General features: G+C 62.5%; 19 protein-coding genes and 2 pseudogenes. 4 read left to right on the plus strand and 17 right to left on the minus strand.

Annotation, left to right across the window (positions count from 1 at the left end; translation table 11 throughout):
• Nucleotides 1-23: 23 nt before the first annotated feature.
• Nucleotides 24-581 carry a chloramphenicol phosphotransferase CPT family protein gene (locus tag NVV77_RS01535; protein ID WP_295410038.1) on the plus strand — a complete coding sequence of 186 codons (558 nt, stop codon included), beginning with the start codon at nt 24-26 and terminating at the stop codon, nt 579-581.
• A 178-nt stretch (nt 582-759) separates the two neighbouring features.
• On the opposite strand, the pseudogene glpX reads toward NVV77_RS01535, so the two are convergent.
• Nucleotides 760-1,745, minus strand: a pseudogene (glpX, locus tag NVV77_RS01540) (class II fructose-bisphosphatase).
• A gap of 32 nt (nt 1,746-1,777) precedes the next feature.
• The gene (locus tag NVV77_RS01545) at nt 1,778-3,118 is read right to left on the minus strand and encodes a homoserine dehydrogenase (protein WP_295410591.1); all 1,341 of its coding nucleotides are present in this window, start codon (nt 3,116-3,118) and stop codon (nt 1,778-1,780) included.
• A 232-nt stretch (nt 3,119-3,350) separates the two neighbouring features.
• Between NVV77_RS01545 and NVV77_RS01550 the strand changes: the two genes are divergently transcribed.
• Nucleotides 3,351-4,166, plus strand: a complete 816-nt coding sequence (locus tag NVV77_RS01550) for a hypothetical protein (RefSeq protein WP_295410039.1) — start codon at nt 3,351-3,353, stop codon at nt 4,164-4,166.
• Here the strand turns inward: NVV77_RS01550 and NVV77_RS01555 are convergent.
• The 5 genes and pseudogenes from NVV77_RS01555 to NVV77_RS01575 all read right to left on the minus strand — a co-directional run bounded on the left by NVV77_RS01555 (nt 4,160) and on the right by NVV77_RS01575 (nt 8,645).
• Nucleotides 4,160-5,143, minus strand: coding sequence for an ABC transporter substrate-binding protein (locus NVV77_RS01555; RefSeq protein ID WP_295410041.1), 984 nt, complete (start codon nt 5,141-5,143; stop codon nt 4,160-4,162). The two genes, NVV77_RS01550 and NVV77_RS01555, sit on opposite strands and share 7 nt — an antisense overlap.
• A 25-nt stretch (nt 5,144-5,168) precedes the next feature.
• Nucleotides 5,169-5,903 (minus strand): ABC transporter substrate-binding protein, encoded by a 735-nt coding sequence (locus tag NVV77_RS01560; protein WP_367178582.1) that lies wholly within the window; start codon nt 5,901-5,903, stop codon nt 5,169-5,171.
• A complete protein-coding gene (locus NVV77_RS01565; protein ID WP_295410043.1) occupies nt 5,798-6,139 on the minus strand; it encodes a hypothetical protein in 342 nt (113 codons plus the stop codon). Before NVV77_RS01565 ends, NVV77_RS01560 begins: the two co-directional genes overlap by 106 nt.
• 76 nt (nt 6,140-6,215) lie before the next feature.
• On the minus strand, nt 6,216-7,370 hold the full coding sequence (locus NVV77_RS01570) for a methyltransferase domain-containing protein (RefSeq protein ID WP_295410045.1): 1,155 nt from the start codon (nt 7,368-7,370) through the stop codon (nt 6,216-6,218).
• A 52-nt stretch (nt 7,371-7,422) separates the two neighbouring features.
• Nucleotides 7,423-8,645 (minus strand): annotated as a pseudogene (locus NVV77_RS01575) (LL-diaminopimelate aminotransferase).
• A gap of 417 nt (nt 8,646-9,062) precedes the next feature.
• On the opposite strand from NVV77_RS01575, the gene NVV77_RS01580 reads away from it, so the two are divergent.
• Nucleotides 9,063-10,385, plus strand: coding sequence for a glycosyltransferase (locus tag NVV77_RS01580; RefSeq protein WP_295410046.1), 1,323 nt, complete (start codon nt 9,063-9,065; stop codon nt 10,383-10,385).
• 9 nt (nt 10,386-10,394) lie between these two features.
• Here the strand turns inward: NVV77_RS01580 and NVV77_RS01585 are convergent, their stop codons facing one another.
• The 8 genes from NVV77_RS01585 to NVV77_RS01620 form a co-directional block, all read right to left on the minus strand.
• Nucleotides 10,395-10,760, minus strand: a complete 366-nt coding sequence (locus NVV77_RS01585) for a hypothetical protein (RefSeq protein WP_295410049.1) — start codon at nt 10,758-10,760, stop codon at nt 10,395-10,397.
• 50 nt (nt 10,761-10,810) lie between these two features.
• The gene (locus NVV77_RS01590) at nt 10,811-11,473 is read right to left on the minus strand and encodes an SdpI family protein (protein ID WP_295410051.1); all 663 of its coding nucleotides are present in this window, start codon (nt 11,471-11,473) and stop codon (nt 10,811-10,813) included.
• Nucleotides 11,470-11,736 (minus strand): metalloregulator ArsR/SmtB family transcription factor, encoded by a 267-nt coding sequence (locus NVV77_RS01595; protein ID WP_201772915.1) that lies wholly within the window; start codon nt 11,734-11,736, stop codon nt 11,470-11,472. Before NVV77_RS01595 ends, NVV77_RS01590 begins: the two co-directional genes overlap by 4 nt.
• Nucleotides 11,737-11,862: 126 nt before the next feature.
• Nucleotides 11,863-13,236, minus strand: a complete 1,374-nt coding sequence (locus NVV77_RS01600; RefSeq protein ID WP_295410055.1) for a dicarboxylate/amino acid:cation symporter — start codon at nt 13,234-13,236, stop codon at nt 11,863-11,865.
• A gap of 169 nt (nt 13,237-13,405) precedes the next feature.
• Entirely contained in the window at nt 13,406-14,074 is a 669-nt protein-coding gene (locus tag NVV77_RS01605) for a hypothetical protein (RefSeq protein ID WP_295410057.1), read from the minus strand.
• A 49-nt stretch (nt 14,075-14,123) separates the two neighbouring features.
• On the minus strand, nt 14,124-14,606 hold the full coding sequence (gene rpsI / locus NVV77_RS01610; RefSeq protein ID WP_295410059.1) for a 30S ribosomal protein S9: 483 nt from the start codon (nt 14,604-14,606) through the stop codon (nt 14,124-14,126).
• Between the two features lies 1 nt (nt 14,607).
• Nucleotides 14,608-15,072: a 50S ribosomal protein L13 gene (gene rplM, locus NVV77_RS01615; RefSeq protein WP_295410062.1), complete on the minus strand. Its 465-nt coding sequence runs from the start codon at nt 15,070-15,072 to the stop codon at nt 14,608-14,610.
• A 148-nt stretch (nt 15,073-15,220) separates the two neighbouring features.
• Nucleotides 15,221-16,282, minus strand: a complete 1,062-nt coding sequence (locus NVV77_RS01620; RefSeq protein WP_295410065.1) for a COX15/CtaA family protein — start codon at nt 16,280-16,282, stop codon at nt 15,221-15,223.
• A gap of 78 nt (nt 16,283-16,360) precedes the next feature.
• Between NVV77_RS01620 and NVV77_RS01625 the strand changes: the two genes are divergently transcribed.
• Nucleotides 16,361-16,573, plus strand: a complete 213-nt coding sequence (locus NVV77_RS01625; protein WP_295410067.1) for a DUF2842 domain-containing protein — start codon at nt 16,361-16,363, stop codon at nt 16,571-16,573.
• A 121-nt stretch (nt 16,574-16,694) separates the two neighbouring features.
• Here the strand turns inward: NVV77_RS01625 and NVV77_RS01630 are convergent, their stop codons facing one another.
• Together NVV77_RS01630 and NVV77_RS01635 are read right to left on the minus strand one after the other, a co-directional pair.
• The gene (locus tag NVV77_RS01630; protein WP_295410069.1) at nt 16,695-17,729 is read right to left on the minus strand and encodes a polysaccharide deacetylase family protein; all 1,035 of its coding nucleotides are present in this window, start codon (nt 17,727-17,729) and stop codon (nt 16,695-16,697) included.
• A gap of 184 nt (nt 17,730-17,913) precedes the next feature.
• Entirely contained in the window at nt 17,914-20,220 is a 2,307-nt protein-coding gene (locus NVV77_RS01635) for a Wzz/FepE/Etk N-terminal domain-containing protein (RefSeq protein ID WP_295410072.1), read from the minus strand.
• Nucleotides 20,221-20,369: the final 149 nt, after the last annotated feature.

Here is a 20,369-nt window from a genome sequence, read left to right on the forward strand (position 1 = left end):
GCCCGGCAATCTGGGAGCGATCGATGACGGGCAAGGCGAGCATCATTTTCCTGCATGGCGCTTCGAGCAGCGGGAAGTCTACCCTTGCACGCATGCTGCAGGATCGCATCGAGAGGCCCTTCTGGCACATTTCCATCGACCATCTGCGCGACTCGGGCGTGTTGCCGCTGGGGCGGGTTAAGGCGGGCGACTTCAATTGGCGCGAGATGCGGGCGCCGTTCTTTGCCGGCTATCATGCGTCGCTGGCTGCCTATGCGGCGGCGGGGAATAATCTCATCGTCGAGCACATTCTGGATACGCCGGGGTGGCAGGGGGAACTGGCGGAGCTGTTTCAGCCGTTCGATGTGTTGTTCGTGGCGCTGCATTGCCCGGTGGAGGAACTTAATCGGCGGGAATTGGCGCGCGGGGATCGGCCGGTGGGCAGCGCGGAAAAGGATGCGCTGACGATCCATGAGGGGCGTCGGTATGATCTGGAGCTGCAGGCGGGGGATGGGATCGAGGAGAATGTGGAGAGGGTGACGGCGGCTTGGCGGGGCGAGCGGGCGGTGTCGCGGTTCTTTGAGGTGGCGGACGGGAAGTAGTGAGGCTCCTCAGCCCCACCCCTCACCGTGTCATTCCCGCGCAAGCGGAAATCTCCTTGCACAGAAACAGAGATTCCCGCTTGCGCGGGAATGACACCGCGCTTTTGAAAGGCTCTGGCGGACGAGTGTCCTACCCCACTGGGTATTGCCATACTGGCCAGACCAGGATCCCAGCAAACTACCTTGCGTGCCTTGCCTTGATCCATCGCGTGGTCTGGCTCCAGGAGCGCATGACGACGGTTGAGGTTTCTACCCATTGGCGACGGAGTTTTACGCCTTCGATGAGGGAGCCGTCGGTGATGCCGGTGGCGGAGAAGAGGACGTCGCCGGAAGCGAGGTCGCCGACATTGTAGACCCTATTGGCATCGGTGATGCCCATTTCGCGGCGCGGCTGCGCTTGTCGGGGGTGTCGAGGATGAGTTTGCCCTGCATCTGACCACCGATGCAGCGGAGGGCGGCGGCGGCAAGGACGCCTTCAGGGGCGCCGCCGGAGCCGAGATAGATATCGACGCCGGTATCTTCGGTGTTCACCGCGTGAATGACACCGGCAATGTCACCGTCGCTGAGCAGTTTTACCGAGACGCCGGCCATGCGGAGTTCTTCGAGAAGGCCGGCATGACGCGGGCGATCGAGGACGATCGCGGTGATTTCGGAGACCGGCACGCCCTTGGCCTTGGCCAGTGCCTTGACGTTTTCGGTGGCGGACCACTCGATATTGACGGTGTCGGCGGGGTATTCGGCGCCGATGGCGATCTTGTGCATGTAGACGTTGCGGGCAACGTTCAGGAGCCCACCGCGCTCGGCCATGGCGAGGACGACGAGGGAATCGGGCTGGTTCTTGGCGCAGAGGGTGACGCCTTCGAGGGGATCGACGGCGATATCGACCTCGGGGCCTTCGCCCGTGCCGGCGGGCTGGCCGACATAGAGATCATCGCACTCGAACTCTTCGCCCTCGCCGATGACGATGCGGCCGGCGATGGAGACGCGGTCGAGCTCGGCCCGCATGGCTTTTACGGAGGCCTCGTCGGCGGCTTTTTCATCGCCCTTGCCGCGCCACTCGGCAGCGGCGATGGCGGCGCGTTCGGTGACGCGCACCATTTCGAGGGTCAGCGAGCGATGGAGGTGTGCCGGCGATCTGCCGTCATCGGCCTTGCTGAGCTTCATTTTCTCTCCCGGTGCCTGGCACCGGGAGGGTGTCAGAGCTTCTCGATACGAATGAGTTGCGGTTCGCCGACTATGAAGCCGTCTGCAGCGATTTGCGCAAGCGCTTCGCGCACGGATGATTCCAAAGTCTGTTGGGTAATCATCACAACGGTGCGTGAAGGCGAGCCATCGGGAGCGATGGCCTTGGCGGCCAGATCGGAGCGCTGAATGACCGAATCGATGGAGATCGACTTCTCGCCCATGCGGGTGGTGATGGCGGCGAGTGCGCCGGGAACATCCTTGGCGGCGAGGCGGATGTAGAAGCCGCCTTCATGGGCGCGAGCCGGCGCCTCGCGATAGGGCAGCAGTTCGTCGCTCGGCACGCCAAGCGGCGGCACACGGGTGCCGCGGGCGATGTCGAGGATGTCGGACAGGACCGAAGAGGCCGTGGGCGGGCCACCGGCGCCGGGGCCGGCGAGCAGCAGCTCGTGGACGTGGTCGGTTTCGAGGGCCACGGCGTTCATGACGCCATCGACGCCGGCAATGGCCGAGCCCTTGGGCACGAAGGTGGGGTGCACGCGCTGCTCGATGCCGCTTGCGGTGCGTTCGGCGATGCCCAGCAGCTTGATCTTGTAGCCGAGATCGGCGGCGACCTGGATATCGTGCTGGGTGATGCGCGAAATGCCTTCGATGCGCATCTTGTCGGGCGCAATTTCGTAGCCGAAGCAGAGCGTGGCGAGGATCGAGAGCTTGTGGGCCGTGTCGAAACCTTCGACGTCAAAGGTAGGGTCGGCTTCGGCATAACCCAATGCCTGCGCGTCCTTAAGGCAATCGGCGAAAGTGATGCCTTCATTGCCCATGCGGGTCAGGATGTAATTGCAGGTGCCGTTCATGATGCCAAAGACTTTGGCGATGCGGGCGGAGCCCAGGCCTTCGCGCAGAGTCTTGATGACGGGGATGCCGCCGGCCACAGCCGCTTCGAAGCCGAGCTGGGCGCCTGATTCTTCGGCGAGCTTTGCCAGCAGAACGCCGTGCTTGGCGAGAAGTGCCTTATTGGCGGTGACGACGGGACGGCCGATTTCGAGGGCCGATTTGACCGCGGCGAAGGCCGGGCCATCTTCGCCGCCGATGAGTTCGACGAAGAGATCGATGCTGTCGGACTTGGCGAGGGCGACCGGGTCGTCGAACCACTCGAGCCCAGAAATATCAATGCCGCGGTCGCGGGATCGCGAGCGCGCGGCAACAGCGGTCACCTGCAATTGGCGACCAAGTTTTTTGTTCAGCTCGGCGCCGTCTTTTTGCAGGATGCGCACGAGCGTGGCGCCGACATTGCCGAGGCCGGCAACACCGATGCGCAGCGGCGTCTGGGTCTCCGTTTCGCCGAATTCGGTCATGGCCTTGAGGATGCGCGCGCGCGTTTCGCTGCGCGGTTCGCGGCCGTCACGCAGGTCGAAGACGAAGAGCGGATCGCCTGCTACAATGCGGCCAAAACGGGTCGGAGTCCAACCGCGGGCGGAGATGAAAGATTCGACGGATTGGCGGAAAGACTGGATATCGCTCATGGTGCGCGACATGTGCATAGGAACTTGCCTAGAGGTCAATAGGAATTTTGTAGGCATTGCCGCAATGTGGTTTGCGGCAGCGCTGGCGGTGCATGCACAGGAAGTGCAGACGGTCCTCGCGAATCCGGAAGCCGAGGCTGTGGCGGGCGTTTCCTATGCCGATCTGGTGGCGATGGCGCTGCCGGGAGCGCACCAGGTTGGCGACATCTTGGTCGTCGATCGTGACGTCGCCCTGCCCCATATAGAGGGCGAAGATTTCGCCATAACGCTGACTGCGCCGGTTGGGGTGAACTCCATTGAGGCGGCAAAGGTCAGTGTCGATGGGCGACCACACCTTGCGCTGCTGATCGACCTTGCCGAGGGCGACGACGCCGCGGGAGCGGTGGCAGGTCTGGCACTGTTTAATATTGCGGCCGAGCCGAAGCTGGTTGACGTGGTCGATGTCGGGTTCGACCGGATAGTGAGCTTTGCCGAACCTGCCAGCCTGGCGGTGGGTGGAGGGCAAAGCCTGCTGCTCGTCAGCAACCAACATGGCAATGCCGGTCAGTTCTATGATGCGACGAGCATTGTCGAACTGGTCGAGGGCAAGCTTACGCTCGTCGACATGGTGATGATGCTGAGCGATCTGGGTTGCGCCGGGAGCCGGACGCAATCGGTGCGTTATGAGGCGGACGGGCGCGCGGGGACGCCAGCGCCCTTCGAGATCACTGTGACGGACACGGCGGAAGGCCCGACAGACCCGTGCGAAGGCGTAGAAGCCTATGCGCCGGGCGCAGCGGACTATGCTGTTACCTATGCGTGGGACGAAGCGGCGTCGCGCTATGTCGTCGAGGGCGACGGCTGGGCCGCCCTCGATGAGGTGAATAGCGAGCGCTACTGAGCCTTGGCGGCGGTAGCGGCGCGACCGACTTCGGCGGCGACCTTTGGGAAACCCCAACGCAGGGACACGGGCGTGACAGCGCCGCTGACTGCCATGGTGATCTCGTCGCCGATGAGCTTGGTATAGGCTTCCTTGGCGACCAGCGGGGAAAGCTTGATCAGGTCCATGCTGAAGAACTCGTCCGCGGACTTCTGGTCATTGAAGAAGCTCAGCAGCATCTCGGCGGGAATCTTGTCGAAATTCTCGTAGCTGACGAAATAGGAAATGCCCGTGTCGTTGGGGATGGCTTCGCTCGGCTCGGGTGCGGAGACGAGGCCGATATCGACGAAGAGCTGGACGCGCGGGTCGCCTTCGAGGCGGACGGAGACCTGGCCGTCATTGCGATTGACGACATTGGCGAAGACCGTGCCCTTGGCATCGGGGTATCTAGCGATTTCGGCTTCGAGGAAGGCCTGCGTATCGGCGACCAGCTTGTCGGCTTCGGCGGAGAGGCCAAGGGCCTTGCCGGTGAGGGTTACGACGTCCTGCCAGCCGGCAAACCAGGGCTTGTCAGGATAGGCCACGACCGGAGCGATATTGCTCAGGAGCGCGTATTCGTCGGCGGTCAGGCCCGAATAGGGGGCGATGATCACGTCGGGCGACAGAGCAGCGATGGCTTCGAGCGGCAGTTCGGTGACGTTGGGCAGAATGGTGGGCATGGCAAAGCCGTGTTCGGCGATGGCCGCTTCGGTCCATGGCAGAAGGCCGTCTTCGCCGCCAGCATAGGCGAAGAAGGGAATGCCGACCGGGGCAACACCGAGATCGATCACCACGTCCTGAGCCGACCAGCCCCAGGTGACGACGCGTTCGGGCTTGGCTTCAATTGTCGTAGAGCCGAGCGCGTGTTCGATGGTGACAGGGAAGGTGTCGGCGGCGAAGGCCTGTACGGAAATGCTTAGGGCTGCAGCGAGGGCAAGGGCGCCAGTGAGCTGGTGCATGGTGTTTCTCCTAGATTGCGACGGCTTACTTGCCGGTGACTTTGTCGGCAGCAGAGGCCAGGACATCGAGGTAGGTCGGGAAACCCCAATGCAGGGACAGCACGCTCGGCGGAGAAACGGCAGCGACGTTTTCGGTGCCGACGAGCGCGGCGAGGCCACCATTGACGATGGGGGGATAGTTGGCCGCGTAAGACTTTGCGAGCCATTCATCGAGCGCGGACTGCTCTTCGTAGTAGGTGACGAAGATGTCGCCCTTTAGATTGTCGAACAGTTCGTAGCTGAGGGAATAGTAGAAGGCGCCGTCATTGGGCGCATTCTCGGCGACACTGGGGTCGAGGGTCATGCCGAGATCGGTGAGGAACGACATGCGGGCGTCGTTCGGCGCATAGACGGCGATGGAGCCATCGTAGTCATTGGCGCTGGCAAAGGTGATTTCCTTGAGCGCGGGGTGTTTTGCCACTTCGCCTTCGAGCCAGGTGGTGGTTTCGGCGACGAGAGCCTCGGCTTCATCGGCCTTGCCGAGAGCCTTGCCGATTGTTGTCGTCACTTCCTGCCACGGCGTGGACCACGCATCGCCGGAATAGGCGACAGTCGGGGCGATGGCCGAGAACAGGGCGTATTGCTCTTCGGTGATGCCGGAGAAGACGGCGAGGATCAGATCGGGTTCGAGCGCGGCGATCTGCTCAAAGGGGGCTCGGAGCCATTTTCGAGCACGGTCGGCTTTTCGCCCTCGACCTTGGAAAGTGCTTCCTCGATCCAGGGTTTGATGCCGTCTTCGCCGCCGCCATAGGCGTGGAAGGGAATGCCCACCGGCGTTACGCCGAGGGCGATGACGGCGTCCTCATTGCCCCAGCCCCAGGTGACGATCCGCTTGGGCGCCGCGTCGATCGTCGTCTCGCCCCAGGCATGCTCGAGCGTGATGGGGAAGTCTTGGGCCAGCGACAAGGTCGGCGTGGCGACCAGCAGGGTGGCGAAAACCAGCGAACGGAGGATCATGGATCACCTTCTGTATGGAAGTGCTTCTCCATACAAAAGGTGATTTCTGATGTCATGTAATATTTGGTGGCCAGGCTCAGTCTAACGCGGGGCGGCGGGTCAGCAGGACCATTGCCTCATAGTGGTCGGTCTGAGGGAACATGTCGAACAGACGGACGAACTTTGGCTCGTAGGCGGGCATGGCGGCGATGTCGCGGGCAAGGGTGACCGCGTTGCAGCTCGAATAGATGATGGTCTTTGCACCCGAGGATTCGAGGGTTTCGCAAAGCCGGTCGCCGAGGCCGCGTCGGGGCGGATTTACGATGATAGTGTCAGGCGCTTCACCCGCAACAAGGGCGGTCGCATCGCCTGCTGCGAAGGTTACATCACTGAGGCCAATCTCGGCGGCGCTGAGCCGGGCGGATTCCACGGCTGGTTCGCTGAGCTCCACGCCGTGGACGCGCCGACCGGGCGCAGCGACCTGCAGGGCAAAGCCCCCTACCCCGCAGTAGAGATCCCAGATGGATTGAGCGCCGACTTCGTCGACCCATTCTTGCGCCTGAAGGTATAGGCCCCTGGCGATTTCGGTATTGGTCTGGAAGAAGCTGGCGGGACGCAGGTGTAGGACGCGGTCGCCGAGGCGCATGGACAGGGTCGCGCCGCCGCTGAGGGAGATCTCTTCGTCGCCTTCAAGGACTGCCTTGTGTTCGGGCAGAATGTTGGCGGTGATGACGGCAGCTTGCGGCAGATCGATCAGCAGTCCCGGCAGATGCTTTTGCATGCGACCGAGGGCTTCGGTTGAGCGCAGCACGAAGCGCAGCATCAGTTCGCCATCGGCGGATTCGGTCAGCAGCACGTATTTGAGTTCGCCGCGGCGGCTGGGAATGTCGTAGGGCGTGATGCGGGCGCGGGAGATGAAAGCCTTGATGGGCTCGAAGGCAGCGCGCAGGCCGGGGGCAAGAATACCGCAGCCGGTGAGATCGACGCCGTGTTGGGTTGTGTCGAGAATACCGAGGGTGGGTGCATCGGGCGTGCCGCCGGCCACCATTTTCGCCTTGTTGCGAAAGCTGTCGGGGCGACTTGCCATGGGTGGGAGCCAGACTGCTTCCGGCCATGCGGCGAGCAGGTCTTGGGCGTGCGCCATCTTGCGCTCAAGCTGGGCATTGTAAGGCATGCCCATGAAGGTGCACGAGCGGCAGACGCCTCTATCGTAATAACCGCATTGCATTGCGGCGCTCGGATCTGCGTCCACGCTTCTATTCCATTGTGTCGAGGAGGCGGATGCCGCCCCCTCGAAACGCAAACTACTTCGTTGCGGTGGCGAGCGGAACGATGTTGCTCTGGTCGCCCTTGCCGCCGAGCAGCTTCTTGATGTTGCGAGCAGCCTGACGGATGCGCTGCTCGTTTTCGACGAAGGCGAGGCGAATGTACTGGTCGCCATATTCGCCGAAGCCGACGCCCGGAGCGACGCCGACGCCGGTTTCCTTGATCAGGAGCTTGGCGAATTCGAGCGAGCCCAAATGGGCGAACTGAGCAGGAATCGGCGCCCAGGCGAACATGGTGGCCTTTGGCACTGGAATGTCCCAGCCGGAGCGGGCAAAGCTCTCGACCATGACGTCGCGGCGGTGCTTGTAGATCTTGCGCACTTCCTCGATCACGTCGTCCGAGCCGTTAAGAGCTGCAGTGGCGGCGACCTGAATGGGCGTGAACGCACCATAGTCGAGATAGGATTTTACGCGGGCCAAGGCAGCGATCAGGCGCTCATTGCCGACGGCAAAGCCGACGCGCCAGCCGGGCATGGAATAGGTCTTCGACATCGAGGTGAATTCCACCGTGATATCGATGGCGCCCGGAACCTGCAGCACGGAGGGCGGCGGTGCATCTTCATCAAAATAGATCTCGGAATAGGCGAGATCAGACAGGATGAAGATGTCGTTGGCCTTACAGTACTTGACCACCTCGGTGTAAAAATCGAGGTCGGCCGTGTAGGCGGTCGGGTTGGCCGGGTAGTTGAGAACGATGGCGATCGGCTTGGGAATCGAGTGGCGCACGGCGCGGTCGAGCGAGCGCAGGAAATCCTCGTTCGGATCGGCAGGCATCGAACGCACCACGCCGCCGGCCATCAGGAAGCCGAAAGAGTGAATAGGATAGGTCGGGTTGGGCACCAGCACCACGTCGCCGGGGGCGGTGATGGCCGAAGCCATATTGGCGAAGCCTTCCTTGGACCCGAGAGTCGCGACGATCTGCGTGTCGGGATTGAGCTTCACGCCAAAGCGACGGCCATAATAGCTCGCCTGTGCCTTGCGCAGGCCCGGAATGCCGCGCGAGGTGGAATAGCGATGTGTGCGCGGGTCCTTCACCGTTTCCTGGAGCTTGGCCACGATGTGCTCGGGCGTCGGCATGTCAGGATTGCCCATGCCCAGATCGATAATATCGACACCCTCAGCGCGAGCCTTGGCTTTCAGCGGATCGATATGCGCAAAAACATAGGGGGAAGGCGGCGGATTTTGTGGAAGTCGGCGCTCATTTTTTCCTCGGAAGGTCTTTTTGAGACCCAGAACTGTCGCGATGCGCGGTGAGCGCTGCGCCATGATGCGGCGTGGATTATCGCGGAATTATGGTTTTGAAGGGGTTAAAAGGACCCTTTTGGGGCCGTAACGATCTATTCGGCTCTTCCCTGCCACGCCGTGGCCATGCGGGAAGAGCTATCGGGCGCTTGCCGCCGCGAAGGCATTGGCAGCGGCAATAGCAGTCACCTTGCCGGCGAGCGAAGCTCCAACCCATGCAACAGTGAATGGAGACACCATGTCTCTTGCCCTTCGAAGGTCGTTTTTGTAAGAAATGCAACAATCGACAGGCCGTTCATAATTCCTCTGCAAGGTCTTGTAAATGGCCCGAAGCGGAACAACCTTCGGGCATAGCGGCGTATGATGAGGTTCCACACTTGAAGCGCATTGCCCTGGTGACGATCGGCACGCAAGGCGACGTCCAACCCTATATCGGGCTTGCGCTGGCTCTGCAGGAGCGCGGCTATGCCGTTGCCTTGGGCGCCACCGAAGAGTTTGAGGACCTCGTCGGCAATTACGGCCTTGAGTTTCACTCGCTTGGACCCTCGATCCAGTCCTTCCTCAAGGAATCGCGCTTCGAAAATGCGATGAGCACGTCCATGCTCATCAACGGCCCTTCCCTCTTGCGGCAGGGCCAGCAGATCGTCGACACCGCGGCGCGGGCCGCATGGCGCATGTGCCAGGGTGCCGAGGCGATCGTGGTCAACATGAACACGAGTTTTGGCATCGATATCGCCGAGGCGCTGAAAGTGCCGGCGATCATGACGGCATTGCAGCCGCTCAACTCGACGAGCGAATTCCCGCTTTCGATGTATTACGTCGCCGACGATCTCGGGCCGACGCTCAACAAGCTTTCCTATACCGCGGCGACCATGCAGCAGGCCTATTGGAACCTGCCGCGCAACCGGCTGCGGCGCGAGCTGATGGGGCTCGAGGCGCGGAATATGGGCGGGGTCTTCACCAATACCGATGGCTCGCCACTGACGACGCTCTATGCCTATTCGACGGCAGTCAGCCCGCGTCCGCGCGATTGGCCGCGGACGGCGCTGGTGACGGGCTACTGGAACCTGCGGGATCGCAGCCACTGGGAGCCGACGCCGGAATTTGAGGCGTTTCTTTCGGCTGGCGAGGCACCGGTTTATATCGGCTTCGGCTCGATGCCGTTTGGCGCGGAGCGCAATACGCGCATCCTGAAGGAAGCCGTAGAGCTTTGGGGCGGACGTGCTGTGGTGGCGCGCGGCTGGGGCGGGATCGATCCGCGCGACCTGCCGGATACGATTTTTCCGATCGAGAAAGCGCCGCATGATCGGCTGTTCCGCTATGTCAGTGCCGTCGTGCACCATGGCGGGGCGGGCACGACATCGGCGGGTCTGCATCTTGGGCGCCCGAGTTTTGTGGTGCCGCAGGCCATGGACCAGCCCTATTGGGGGCGGCGCGTTTATGAACTCGGTTGCGGGCCGAAGCCGATCCGGTTGCGCAAATTGACGGCGGAACTGCTGGCCGAGGCGCTGGCTGATCTCAACAGCAACGAATCCTATCGTCGCAATGCCGCTCTGGTGGCTGAAAAGCTCCGCAGCGAGGACGGCACCGACAAGGCGATCAAGGTGATCGAGCGCGTGATGGACAATTTCGTGCCGAAGGCCGCCAAGGTCGCGCGGAAGTCGAAGGCCAAGAAGCTTTCGCTCAAGAAAGCCGTCTAGCGAGAGGCATCAACTGCGCGGGCGCAGGTCTGCCAAATCTGCTTCGATCTGTTCCAGGCGACCGACCAAACCTGAGCTACGGGCGGATAGACGGTTTTCGAGCGCGGTCAGGCGTTGCTGCAGCTCAAGCACGCCATCCTGCGGCGTATAGGGGCGGCTCTCTGCGATGGCCAGGATGACCGTGCCCTTGGCCACGAAGACCCCACCGATGCCGGCCAGGATCAGTGCCCATTGCGTCAGGTCCGACTGACCCGTAGTGGTGAGCCAAGCCGCTATGGCTGCGCCAGCGGCAGCAAGGGCGCCGATCACGTTGGAGATCATGCCCAGGGCGAGCGCCCTGCGCCGACCGTCCCAGCCACCCTGCGATTGAGCCATTTTCGTTCCTTGCCAAAGGTTTGCTCGCACGCCTAGCGAGCGAGGAGGCCTCAAAGAGGCCGTGCCGCACTTTCGCGCCGGGCGAAACGGTAGCTGTAAATGATGCCGGCTAGACTCGGCGCGGCGGTGCATAGCACGATGATTGCCAGGAGCCAAAGCGGCTCCGCGATAAGCAAAGCGGCGATAGTGAGAATGATGCCGCCGAGCATCATGAGCGCCCCGGCAAAGCGGTTGGTGGCAACCCAATTGGCCGGGCTTTCGAGCGTCCAGCGCAGGCGGAAACCGGCATAGCTGTTGGGTTGGGACTTTGGCATGACATTGCCCAAGCCGATGAACAAAAGGCCGATGCAGACGGCGATGACGCGGATCATATCCACGGGATAGCCGAGGGCTATGGCGATGGTGGCGATCTGGATGGCCGCCATCAGCATGCCGATGCCGGCAAAGGCGGCGCGAAGCCCCTGGCGGGCGCGGTCCACCTCCCCTCCCCGCTTCAAGACCAAGGCGAAGGTCAGCCAGAGCGCAGCCAGGATTGCCGGCGGCATGAGCAATGCGATGTTGCGCGGCCAGAAAGCGTCGGCCGTGCCATCCGGACCCCAATGGACCGGCATGAGAGTTTCGGGCGGCACCATGAGGTAGCCGGCTATGGTCGCGGCAGCGAGGACTGCGGCGGAGACGAGAGCAAAGGGACCGACGAGACGCAACTGGTTCATTTTTCTTCTCGCAGCGAAAGAACATCGGCGAGCGCCTGCTCGAGGACCGATGTGTTGAGGTGATAGATGAGGCTCGTGCCTTGGCGCTCGACGGCGACAAGGTCGGCCTCTTTCAACTTGGCGAAGTGAACCGAGAGCGTGGGGCGGCTGAGCTCGAAATGATCGGCCAGCTCGCCGGCACTTTTGGGCCCCGATTTCAGCAGCGCCAAAACCTTGCGCCGCACCGGATGCGACAAAGCTTCAAAGACAGCATTGATGCCCACGGCGTTCTCCTTCGATATTTTTCTAATTAGTGCTTTCGCTAATTAGAGTCAAGACGAAGGATGGGGCACCGGAAGACAAAAAAGGGGAGGCATTGCCTCCCCCTTTCGACATTCATGTTGCGACGTTTACTGAGCCGGGACGGCCTGGGCGTCGTCGAGAGCGTCGATGCTTTCGCCGCGGTCGTAGGTGGCCTGATCCAGGATGCCTTCGCGCTTGGCGACGATGGTGGGAATCAGGGCCTGGCCGGCGACGTTGACGGCGGTGCGGCCCATGTCGAGGATCGGGTCGACGGCGAGCAGCAGGCCGACACCTTCGAGCGGCAGGCCGAGGGTCGACAGGGTCAGGGTCAGCATGACCGTGGCGCCGGTGAGACCAGCCGTGGCGGCGGAGCCGATGACGGCCACGAAGGCGATAAGCAGGTAGTGCTCGATGCCCAGCGAGATGCCGAAGAACTGGGCGACAAAGATGGCCGAGATTGCCGGGTAGATCGAGGCGCAACCGTCCATCTTGGTGGTGGCCCCGAGCGGCACGGCGAAGGCAGCGTATTCACGCGGCACGCCGAGATTCTGCTCGGTGATGCGTTCGGTGACCGGCAGGGTGCCGATGGAGGAACGCGACACGAAGGCGAGCTGAATGGCCGGCCATGCGCTCTGGAAGTAGCGGATCGGGTTGAGGCCGTGGACCTGCAGCAGCACCGGATAGACGACGAAGAGCACGATAGCGAGGCCGATATAGATGGCGGCCGAGTACCAGCCGAGCTGGGCCAGCGCATCCCAACCGTAGACGGCGACGGCATTGCCGAGGAGGCCGATAGTGCCGATGGGCGTCAAGCGGATGACCCACCAGAGGACCTTGTGGATGACCTTCAGGAACGAGCGGGTGAAGGCGATGAAGGGATCGGCGGCCGGGCCAACGCGCAGGGCTGCGATGCCGACAACGATGGAGATCACGAGGATCTGCAGCACGTTGAAGGAGAGGCTGGTGGTCGCGCCGCTATCGTTGACGCGGGTGGAAGCCTGGAGGCCCAGAATGTTGGAGGGGATCAGGCCCTTGAGGAAATCGAGCCAGGAACCAGTCGAGGACGGCGCCTTGGCGGCTTCCGCGGCGACTTCGGTGTTGAGGCCGGGCTGGATGATGAGACCAAGGGCGATGCCGATGACGACGGCGATCAGCGCGGTGATGGCGAACCACAGAAGGGTCTGCCAGACGAGCTTGGCCGCGTTATTGAGTTCGCGCAGGTTGGCGATCGAGGCGACGATGGCGGTGAAGACCAGAACCGGCACCAGCGCGCGCAGCAGCGACACGAAGGACGAGCCGACGGTGGCAAGGGTCTGGGTCAGCCAATTGGCATTGCCGGCGGCATCGGGACCCATATTGCGGGCGATGAAGCCGAGGAAAAGGCCAATGACCATGGCCGCGAGGACCTGGAAGCCGAAATTGGCGTAAAACGGCTTAGGCGCTTTGGGAGCGCGCGCCGCGGCGACGGAAGTGGGAGACATTAGGTGACCTTTCGGCTGGCGGCTTCATTGCCCATCGCTTGAGCACTGTGCCTGCAGATTGACCAGACCATACGCCCGCCACAGTTTTGCCGCAGCGCATGCCGTTCCATTTCTTTCCGGGTTAGAAGAATTTTCTCATTCGAAGGGCCGAAAGAGAGAATAGAAGTTGTCAGGCGCGACTTACGGCCAGACTCACCAGGGCGGCAAAGAGCGGGAGACCGAAGAGACTCGCGGCGAAGGCGACGGCGAGCACGCCAGGGCCAGCATCGATCCACGACAAGGTCGCCAGCCCTGCTCCGGCCAGCCCCGCCGCGATGCCGCTCAAACGATGCACGATGATCCAGGCGCGATCGGAGCGGATGGGCCAGGGCATGCGTAGGCCGCCATAGCTGTGGCGCTCGGCGTGGAAGAGGACGAGCCCCAGGAGGATAAGGACGGCGGCAAAGAGGAAGCCGAGACCGCGAATGAGGTCCAGATCCGAACCTATGCCCATGAACAAGAGTCCGAACTGGTAGGCGGCGGGAACAGCCAGGGCCAGGCTGAGGGCGGGATCGAGAATGTGCCGGACCTTGGCCATGTGATTGCGCGTGAGGGCGCGGCCGAGGACGAAGAAGGCCAGCAGCAACGCGGCCTGAACGATCGGCGCGACGGCCAGAGCGGTATCGCGCGGCCAGAGCCAATCGGCGCTGAAGCCATGCCAGTGGGCCGGAAAGAGAAAATCCGCCGGCACGCGCAGGATCGCGACGGCCGTGATAGACAGCGTCACCGAAAAAATCAGCAGATGGAAGCGGGTGACGAGGCTGGGCATGGCGGGGTGGATGTAGGTCGGTCCGGGCAAAAGAAAAGGGCCGGTTGCCCGGCCCTTTCCAAGAAGTTTTGTGTGAAGCTTAGCGCTTCGAGAACTGGAAGGAGCGGCGGGCCTTTGCCTTACCGTACTTCTTACGTTCAACAACACGGCTGTCGCGGGTCAGGAAGCCACCCTTCTTGAGGATCGGGCGCAGGCCCGGCTCGAAGTAGTTCAGCGCCTTGGAGATGCCGTGACGAACGGCACCGGCCTGACCGGAGAGACCACCACCAGCAACGGTGACGTTGACGTCGTACTGGTCGAGACGGTCGGTAGCAACGATCGGCTGCTTGACGATCAGCTGGAGAACCGGGCGAGCGAAGTAGGCAGCGAATTCGCGGCCGTTCACGGTCACCTTGCCCTTGCCCGGCTTGATCCAGACGCGAGCGACGGCGTTCTTGCGCTTGCCGGTGGCATAGGCGCGGCCGAGGGAGTCGAGCTTCTGCACGTGAACCGGAGCCGAGGAGGCAACGGGAGCAGCAGCGGAAGTGCCCAGAGCTTCGAGAGAGTTGATGGTTTCAGCCATATTACTTCACCCGGACGTTCTTGGTGTTCATAGCGCCGACGTCGAGCGTGCTCGGGTTCTGCGCTGTGTGGGGGTGCTCGGAACCGGCATAAACGCGGAGGTTCTTGAGCTGGGCGCGGGTCAGCGGGCCGCCCGGCATCATGCGGCGAACGGCATTTTCCAGAACGCGGTTCGGGAAACGGCCTTCGAGGATCTCGCGAGCGGTGCGGTCCTTGATGCCACCGGGGTAGCCGGTGTGCCAGTAGAAGCGGTGCTGATCGAGCTTGCGGCCGGTCAGCTTCACCTTGTCGGCATTGATGACGATGATGTTGTCACCCATGTCCATGTGAGGCGTGAAGGTGGCCTTGTGCTTGCCGCGCAGACGCGAAGCAATGATCGAAGCGAGACGACCCACGACCAGCCCTTCGGCGTCGATGAGGATCCACTGCTTTTCGATCTCGCTCGGTTTTGCCGAGTAAGTGGTCATTGTTGAAATCCCTAGAAAACTCTGGTTTGTGACCTCATCCAGAGGACGGATCACAGGTTTCGGAGGGGTCTCTAAGGGGGATTCTGGAAGTCGTCAAGCGCCTTTAAATAGCGCTGCAATTTCAATGACTTACAAATGCGGTATTATATTACCGCACTCTGCGCATGTCGGCGATATAGGCGGCGGTGGCGCCGGCGAGCATGAATGCCAGGGACTGGTGGCCGACGGCCAGCGAGATCGGAACGCTGGCGAGCAGGGTCGCAATGCCGAGACCGACCTGAAGCAGAACCAGGATGCCGATGCGCGGCAGCCAGCCGTGGACGCCGCCAAAACCGCCATCCTTGCTGCGGCGCCAGATCAGGTAGGCGATATAGGCGACAATAACATAGGCGATGCCACGGTGGATAAATTGCACCGTGAGGGCGTTTTCGAAGAGGTTGCGCCAGGCCGGGTCCATGACGAAGAGGCCCTTGGGGATGATGGCGCCATCCATGAGCGGCCAAGTGTTGTAGCCCATGCCGGCATCGAGACCGGCGACGAAGGCCCCTGCCCCGATCTGAAAAATCAATAGCACGCCCAAGATGATAGCAGTGGTCAGGTGCCACGGATTGACGCGACCGAGGACGCGGCCGGGTTCGATGCTGCGCGCCACGTAGATGAGCGCGACGAAGAGCAGCGAGGCGGCGCAGAGGTGGGCGGCAAGTCTATATTGAGAAACCGAGGTCAGTTCGGAAAGACCTGACGAGACCATCCACCAGCCGAGGAAGCCCTGGAAGCCACCGAGGATGAACAGGGTAAAGAGTGGCAAAGCAAGGTTACGCGAGAGACGCTTCTGGAAGAGGAAAATGACGAATGGGATGATGAAAATCAGCCCGAGCGCACGCGCCAGGAGGCGATGAAACCACTCCCAGAAGAAGATATATTTGAAGTCGTTGATGTCCATCCAGGAATGGACGATCGAATATTGCGGAATCTGCTGATAGGCTTCGAATTCGGCCTGCCACTGGGCGTCGTTGAGCGGGGGAATGGTGCCGGAAATCGGCTTCCAACTGGTGATGGAAAGACCCGATTCCGTTAACCGCGTGATACCGCCGACCACAACGATCAGCAGGACAAAGCTAGCAAGGGCGTAGAGCCAGATGCGGACCGGCCGGAGAAGGTCGCTCGCATAGCTGATTTGTCCTGGTGCGGCATTGTGCTGGGTGGTCACGGCAACATTCCGGTATCGATGGGGCTGGCGGAGTGGTAATGCCAGCCTCGCCCAGTCGCAACAGTCCAGATGCCGCACATGACCCAACGCAACCGCAAATTGATCGGCGCGCTTTTGTGCGTGTTCTCCATCGTCGTCTGGGCGAGCCTCGCCACCTCGGTCTATCTGGCGTTTCCGCCAGAGCTGCCGTGGTATGTGCTGATTGTGTATTTCATCGTGGCGGGGATGGGCTGGCTGTTGCCGGCCATGGCGATCATTCGCTGGATGGCGAAGCCGGACGTGCAGGCTTAGCGGCACACTCTCGTGATCATCGTCACCACCGGGCTTGTCCCGGTGGTCCATGCGGAGGCGAGATGGATTGCCGGGACAAGCCCGGCAATGACGACAGAGTCAGAGCATAGAGCGCCGAACGTCAGCCGGTCAGTTTGCCCAAAACTGTAAAGATGCCGCCGCTGGCGAAGACGTCGACGTAGCGCTCGGACTGGAAGTAGCCGTTGAGCGAGACGCGGGGGAGCGCGGTCAGGGTTTCGAGGTGGTGCGGGTAGAGGCCGCCGGGGCGGGTGGTGATGGCGGTTCTAAAGCCGAGGTCTTTTGCCAGCGCGAATTCTCGGGGACCGCAGGAGAGCGGGCCACCTAGGGGATAGGAAAAGTGCTCGGGGCGGATGCCGAACTGGGCCTGGATGACTTCTACCGACTGCAGCATTTCCTGGCGGGCTTCGTCTTCGGGGAGCTTTGCCAGCTCGTAGTGATGCACGGTGTGGGCGCCGATGGTGCAGAGCCGCTCGCCGGCAAACAGGCGCAGTTCCTGCCAGCTCATGATCAGGTCGCGGCACTGCTTTTCGAGATCGTAGCCGTAGTTGTGGCAGAACTCGGCGAGGAAGGCGCGGCGCTCGGGTTCGGGCAATTTGCGCAGGTGCCAGTAGAGGCGGTTGAAGGCGTCCTTCTTCTGGGCCGTAGTCGCGGTGTCGACATATTCGACCTCGCCGTTTTCGGTGAAGGCGACGGCCTCCTGGCGGGCGATGATGTCTTCAATGGCCTGCCACCAGAGCTCACCCACGCCGTCGACGAATGCAGTGGGCACATAGAGCGTGAAGGGCGCTTCGTGACGGAGCAGGATCGGCAGGGCGTATTCGAGATTGTCGCGATAGCCATCGTCGAAGGTGAGGACGACGAAGGGCTTTCCCTTTTTGGGGGCTGCGAGGCGCTCGACGGCTTCATCGAGGGTGATGATGTCGATGCCCAGATCGCGCACGCGCTCGATGACATAATCGAGGAAATCGGGGCGGATTTGCAGGATGGCGTTGGGGGAGAACGCGGGTGGGTTTTCGGGCAGGACGCGATGCAGGGTGAAGATGACGCCGCGCGACGCGGAGAGTGCGCGCGACAAAGCCGGCAGGCGGGAGAGCCAGAGCAGTTCGAAGGCGGCGCGGATGGCGGCGTATTTCATTGACGTTTCGCCTTTCGCGGAGGCTTTGGTGGGATATCCGCGGTTGCCGATACCCCCACCCTTGATCCCTCCCCACAAGGGGAGGGAGACGATCGGACCGGGAGCCTTGAGTCTGCGCCTCCCTCCCCTTGATGGGGAGGGAATGAGGGTGGGGTGACGGCGCACACCGGATCATGGATAGAAACTAAGCCGCAACAGCGTCTTCCAGAGCCGAGATTTCGACGCGTGGGAGACCAGCGTCGAGAAGCTGTTTGCGCAGGGTTTCGGCGGTGTCGGCGTCTTCGTCTTCGCTAGTGACGAGCACGACGCGACCATCGAGATCAGCGAAGACCGGCAGGGTCGAGCGGGCGCCGACGCGGCCAGTCAGGACGATGACGACTTCATAGATGTCGCCAAGCGCTTCGATGAGAATGGAAGGCTTTGCGGAAGCGCGGTCGACGGTGTCGCCCTGCCCCCAGGCCACTTCGGCAAAGCTCTGGTCGGCGGATTTTTGCACGACATCGCCAAAGCCGGCCTGGCCGGTGCTGAGGTCGGAAAGGCCGGGCGCGTCGCTGGTGCGGCCGCTGCCGGCGTCGACGAGCACGACGCTGAGGCCCTTGGCCAGACCATCGGCGGCAAGGGCATCGGCCATGCGGCGAGAGGGTTCGCGACTGCCGTGATCGGCGAGGAGCAAGAGGTGGGTCTTGCCCAGAACGAGATCGGCCGCGAGGTCGGCATAGCGGATCATACCGGTGATCTGGCGCGGCGCCTGAGGACGAATGGGCGTGACGGTGACAGGATTTGGTGCCGGGGCCGATTCCATGGCAGCACGGGCGGCGTCGCGCTGGTTGCGGCGGTCGGCCAGTTCCTGGAGGAGGCGACGGGCGCTTTCCGAGGCGGCCTGCGCCGGATCGGGTTCGACGTAAGCGAAGGCGGCGGGCCGGGCCGGCTCCTCGTAGACAGGCTCGGTCTCAACCTCGTCGACTTCGGCGACGGGCTCTTCATAGGCGGGTTCTTCGTAGACCGGCTCCTCCTCGTCGGACGGCGCGACTTGCTCCGGCTGCGCGGTGACAGCAGGCTCTTCGCGGCCGGCGCGTTCCCAGGCATAGGGCTCGATGGGACGCAGGGCGCGGCCGGACATCAGCTCGCCGAAAACGACGGCGCCGAACTGCACGGCAAAGGTGACGATGCCAACGCCGGCGAGGATCAGTGCGGTCTTGGGGAAAGCTGGGGTGACGGAGGGCGCGGCCTCAGTGACGACGCGCACGTCGGGCAAGGCCGAGCCGGCATCGGCGCGGGATGAGGCTTCGTTGTAGCGCATAAGGTAGGCCTCGAGCAGGTCGCGCTGGGCCTTGGCCTCGCGCTGCAAGCTGTCGAGGGCGACAGTGTCCTGCGTTGCCGTGGAAGCGGTCTGCTTGAAGCGGCTGAGGTCGGCCTGGAGCGAGGCTTCCAAATCGGCTTCGACCTGGGCTTCGGCTTCGAGGGCGGCGGCGACGCGATAGCCCTCTTGGTTGATGCGATTGTCGAGTTCGGCGATCTGGGCATTGAGGGCCCGGATATTGGGGTGGTTGGAGAGGAGCGTCGCTGAAAGCTGGGCGAGCTGACCCTGAAGGCGCGCCTTTTCCTGGCTCAGCTGCTGCACGACTGCGGAATTGCGCGCGTCGGCGACGCTTTCGATGGGCTGACCGCGTTCCAGGAGACCGCGAATGACGGCGGCACGCGACTGCGCCGTGTTCTTGCGCTCCTGGGCGGAGGTGATCTGGGTGGTGATAGTGGAGAGCTGCTGATCGAGCAGGCTGGTATTATTGGTGCCGATGAAGAGGTCGTTATCGACGCGATATTGGGCGACGGCGGCTTCAGCATCGCCGACGACGGTGCGGAGACGCTCGATCTCCTGGCGCAGCCAATCGGAGGCTTCGGCAGTGTCGGAGAGCGAGAGCTGGGCGCGGCGGGCGACGTGGGCTTCGGCCACGGCATTGGCGATATCGGCGGCAAGCTGCGGATCGGTCGAGCGCACCAGGATGGAAATGATGCGCGAGTCGCGCTGCTGGATGACGGTCATGCGATCGTAGAGCGTATTGATGACGCGCTCATCGACGCTGATGGGCGTCGAGCCGCGACCGATAAGCTGCATGACGACGCCAAGCGGAGAGAAGCCGGACTGGCTGCCGTTGAATTCGGGCTTGGAACGCAGGTCGAGCTGGTCGATGACCCCGAGGAGCGTATCGCGCGACTTTATCAGTTCGATCTGACTGGAGACGACGCTGGTATCGCCAGAACCACTGGCGGGCGCCTGCTCATTGGCCGAGCGCGTATAAACATTGGAGCGCGGCTCGACGAGAATCGAGGCCGAGGATTCATAGAGCCGCGGCAGCATGGTGAGGACGAGAAACGCAGCGGCCAAAACCAGCAGCGTGACGATGATGATACGCGGCAAGCGCTTGCCAACCGCGGCGAGAACCGCAGTCACGTCAATTCGCGCATCGCGCATTGTCGGGGCATATTCGCTCACGGCAGATCCTCAGCATGCAGTGGCACTATCGGGCTTCGTGGTCAAAAATCGGTTAATCGATGCGGCAAATTCGGAGCAAGCTTGTCCGGCATAAGGAAAATCTTAACCATGACAGGGAATGCTAAGGGCCACTCGAAACGCGCGGATTG

The sequence above is a fragment of the Devosia sp. genome (assembly GCF_024707125.1).
Lineage (GTDB): Bacteria > Pseudomonadota > Alphaproteobacteria > Rhizobiales > Devosiaceae > Devosia.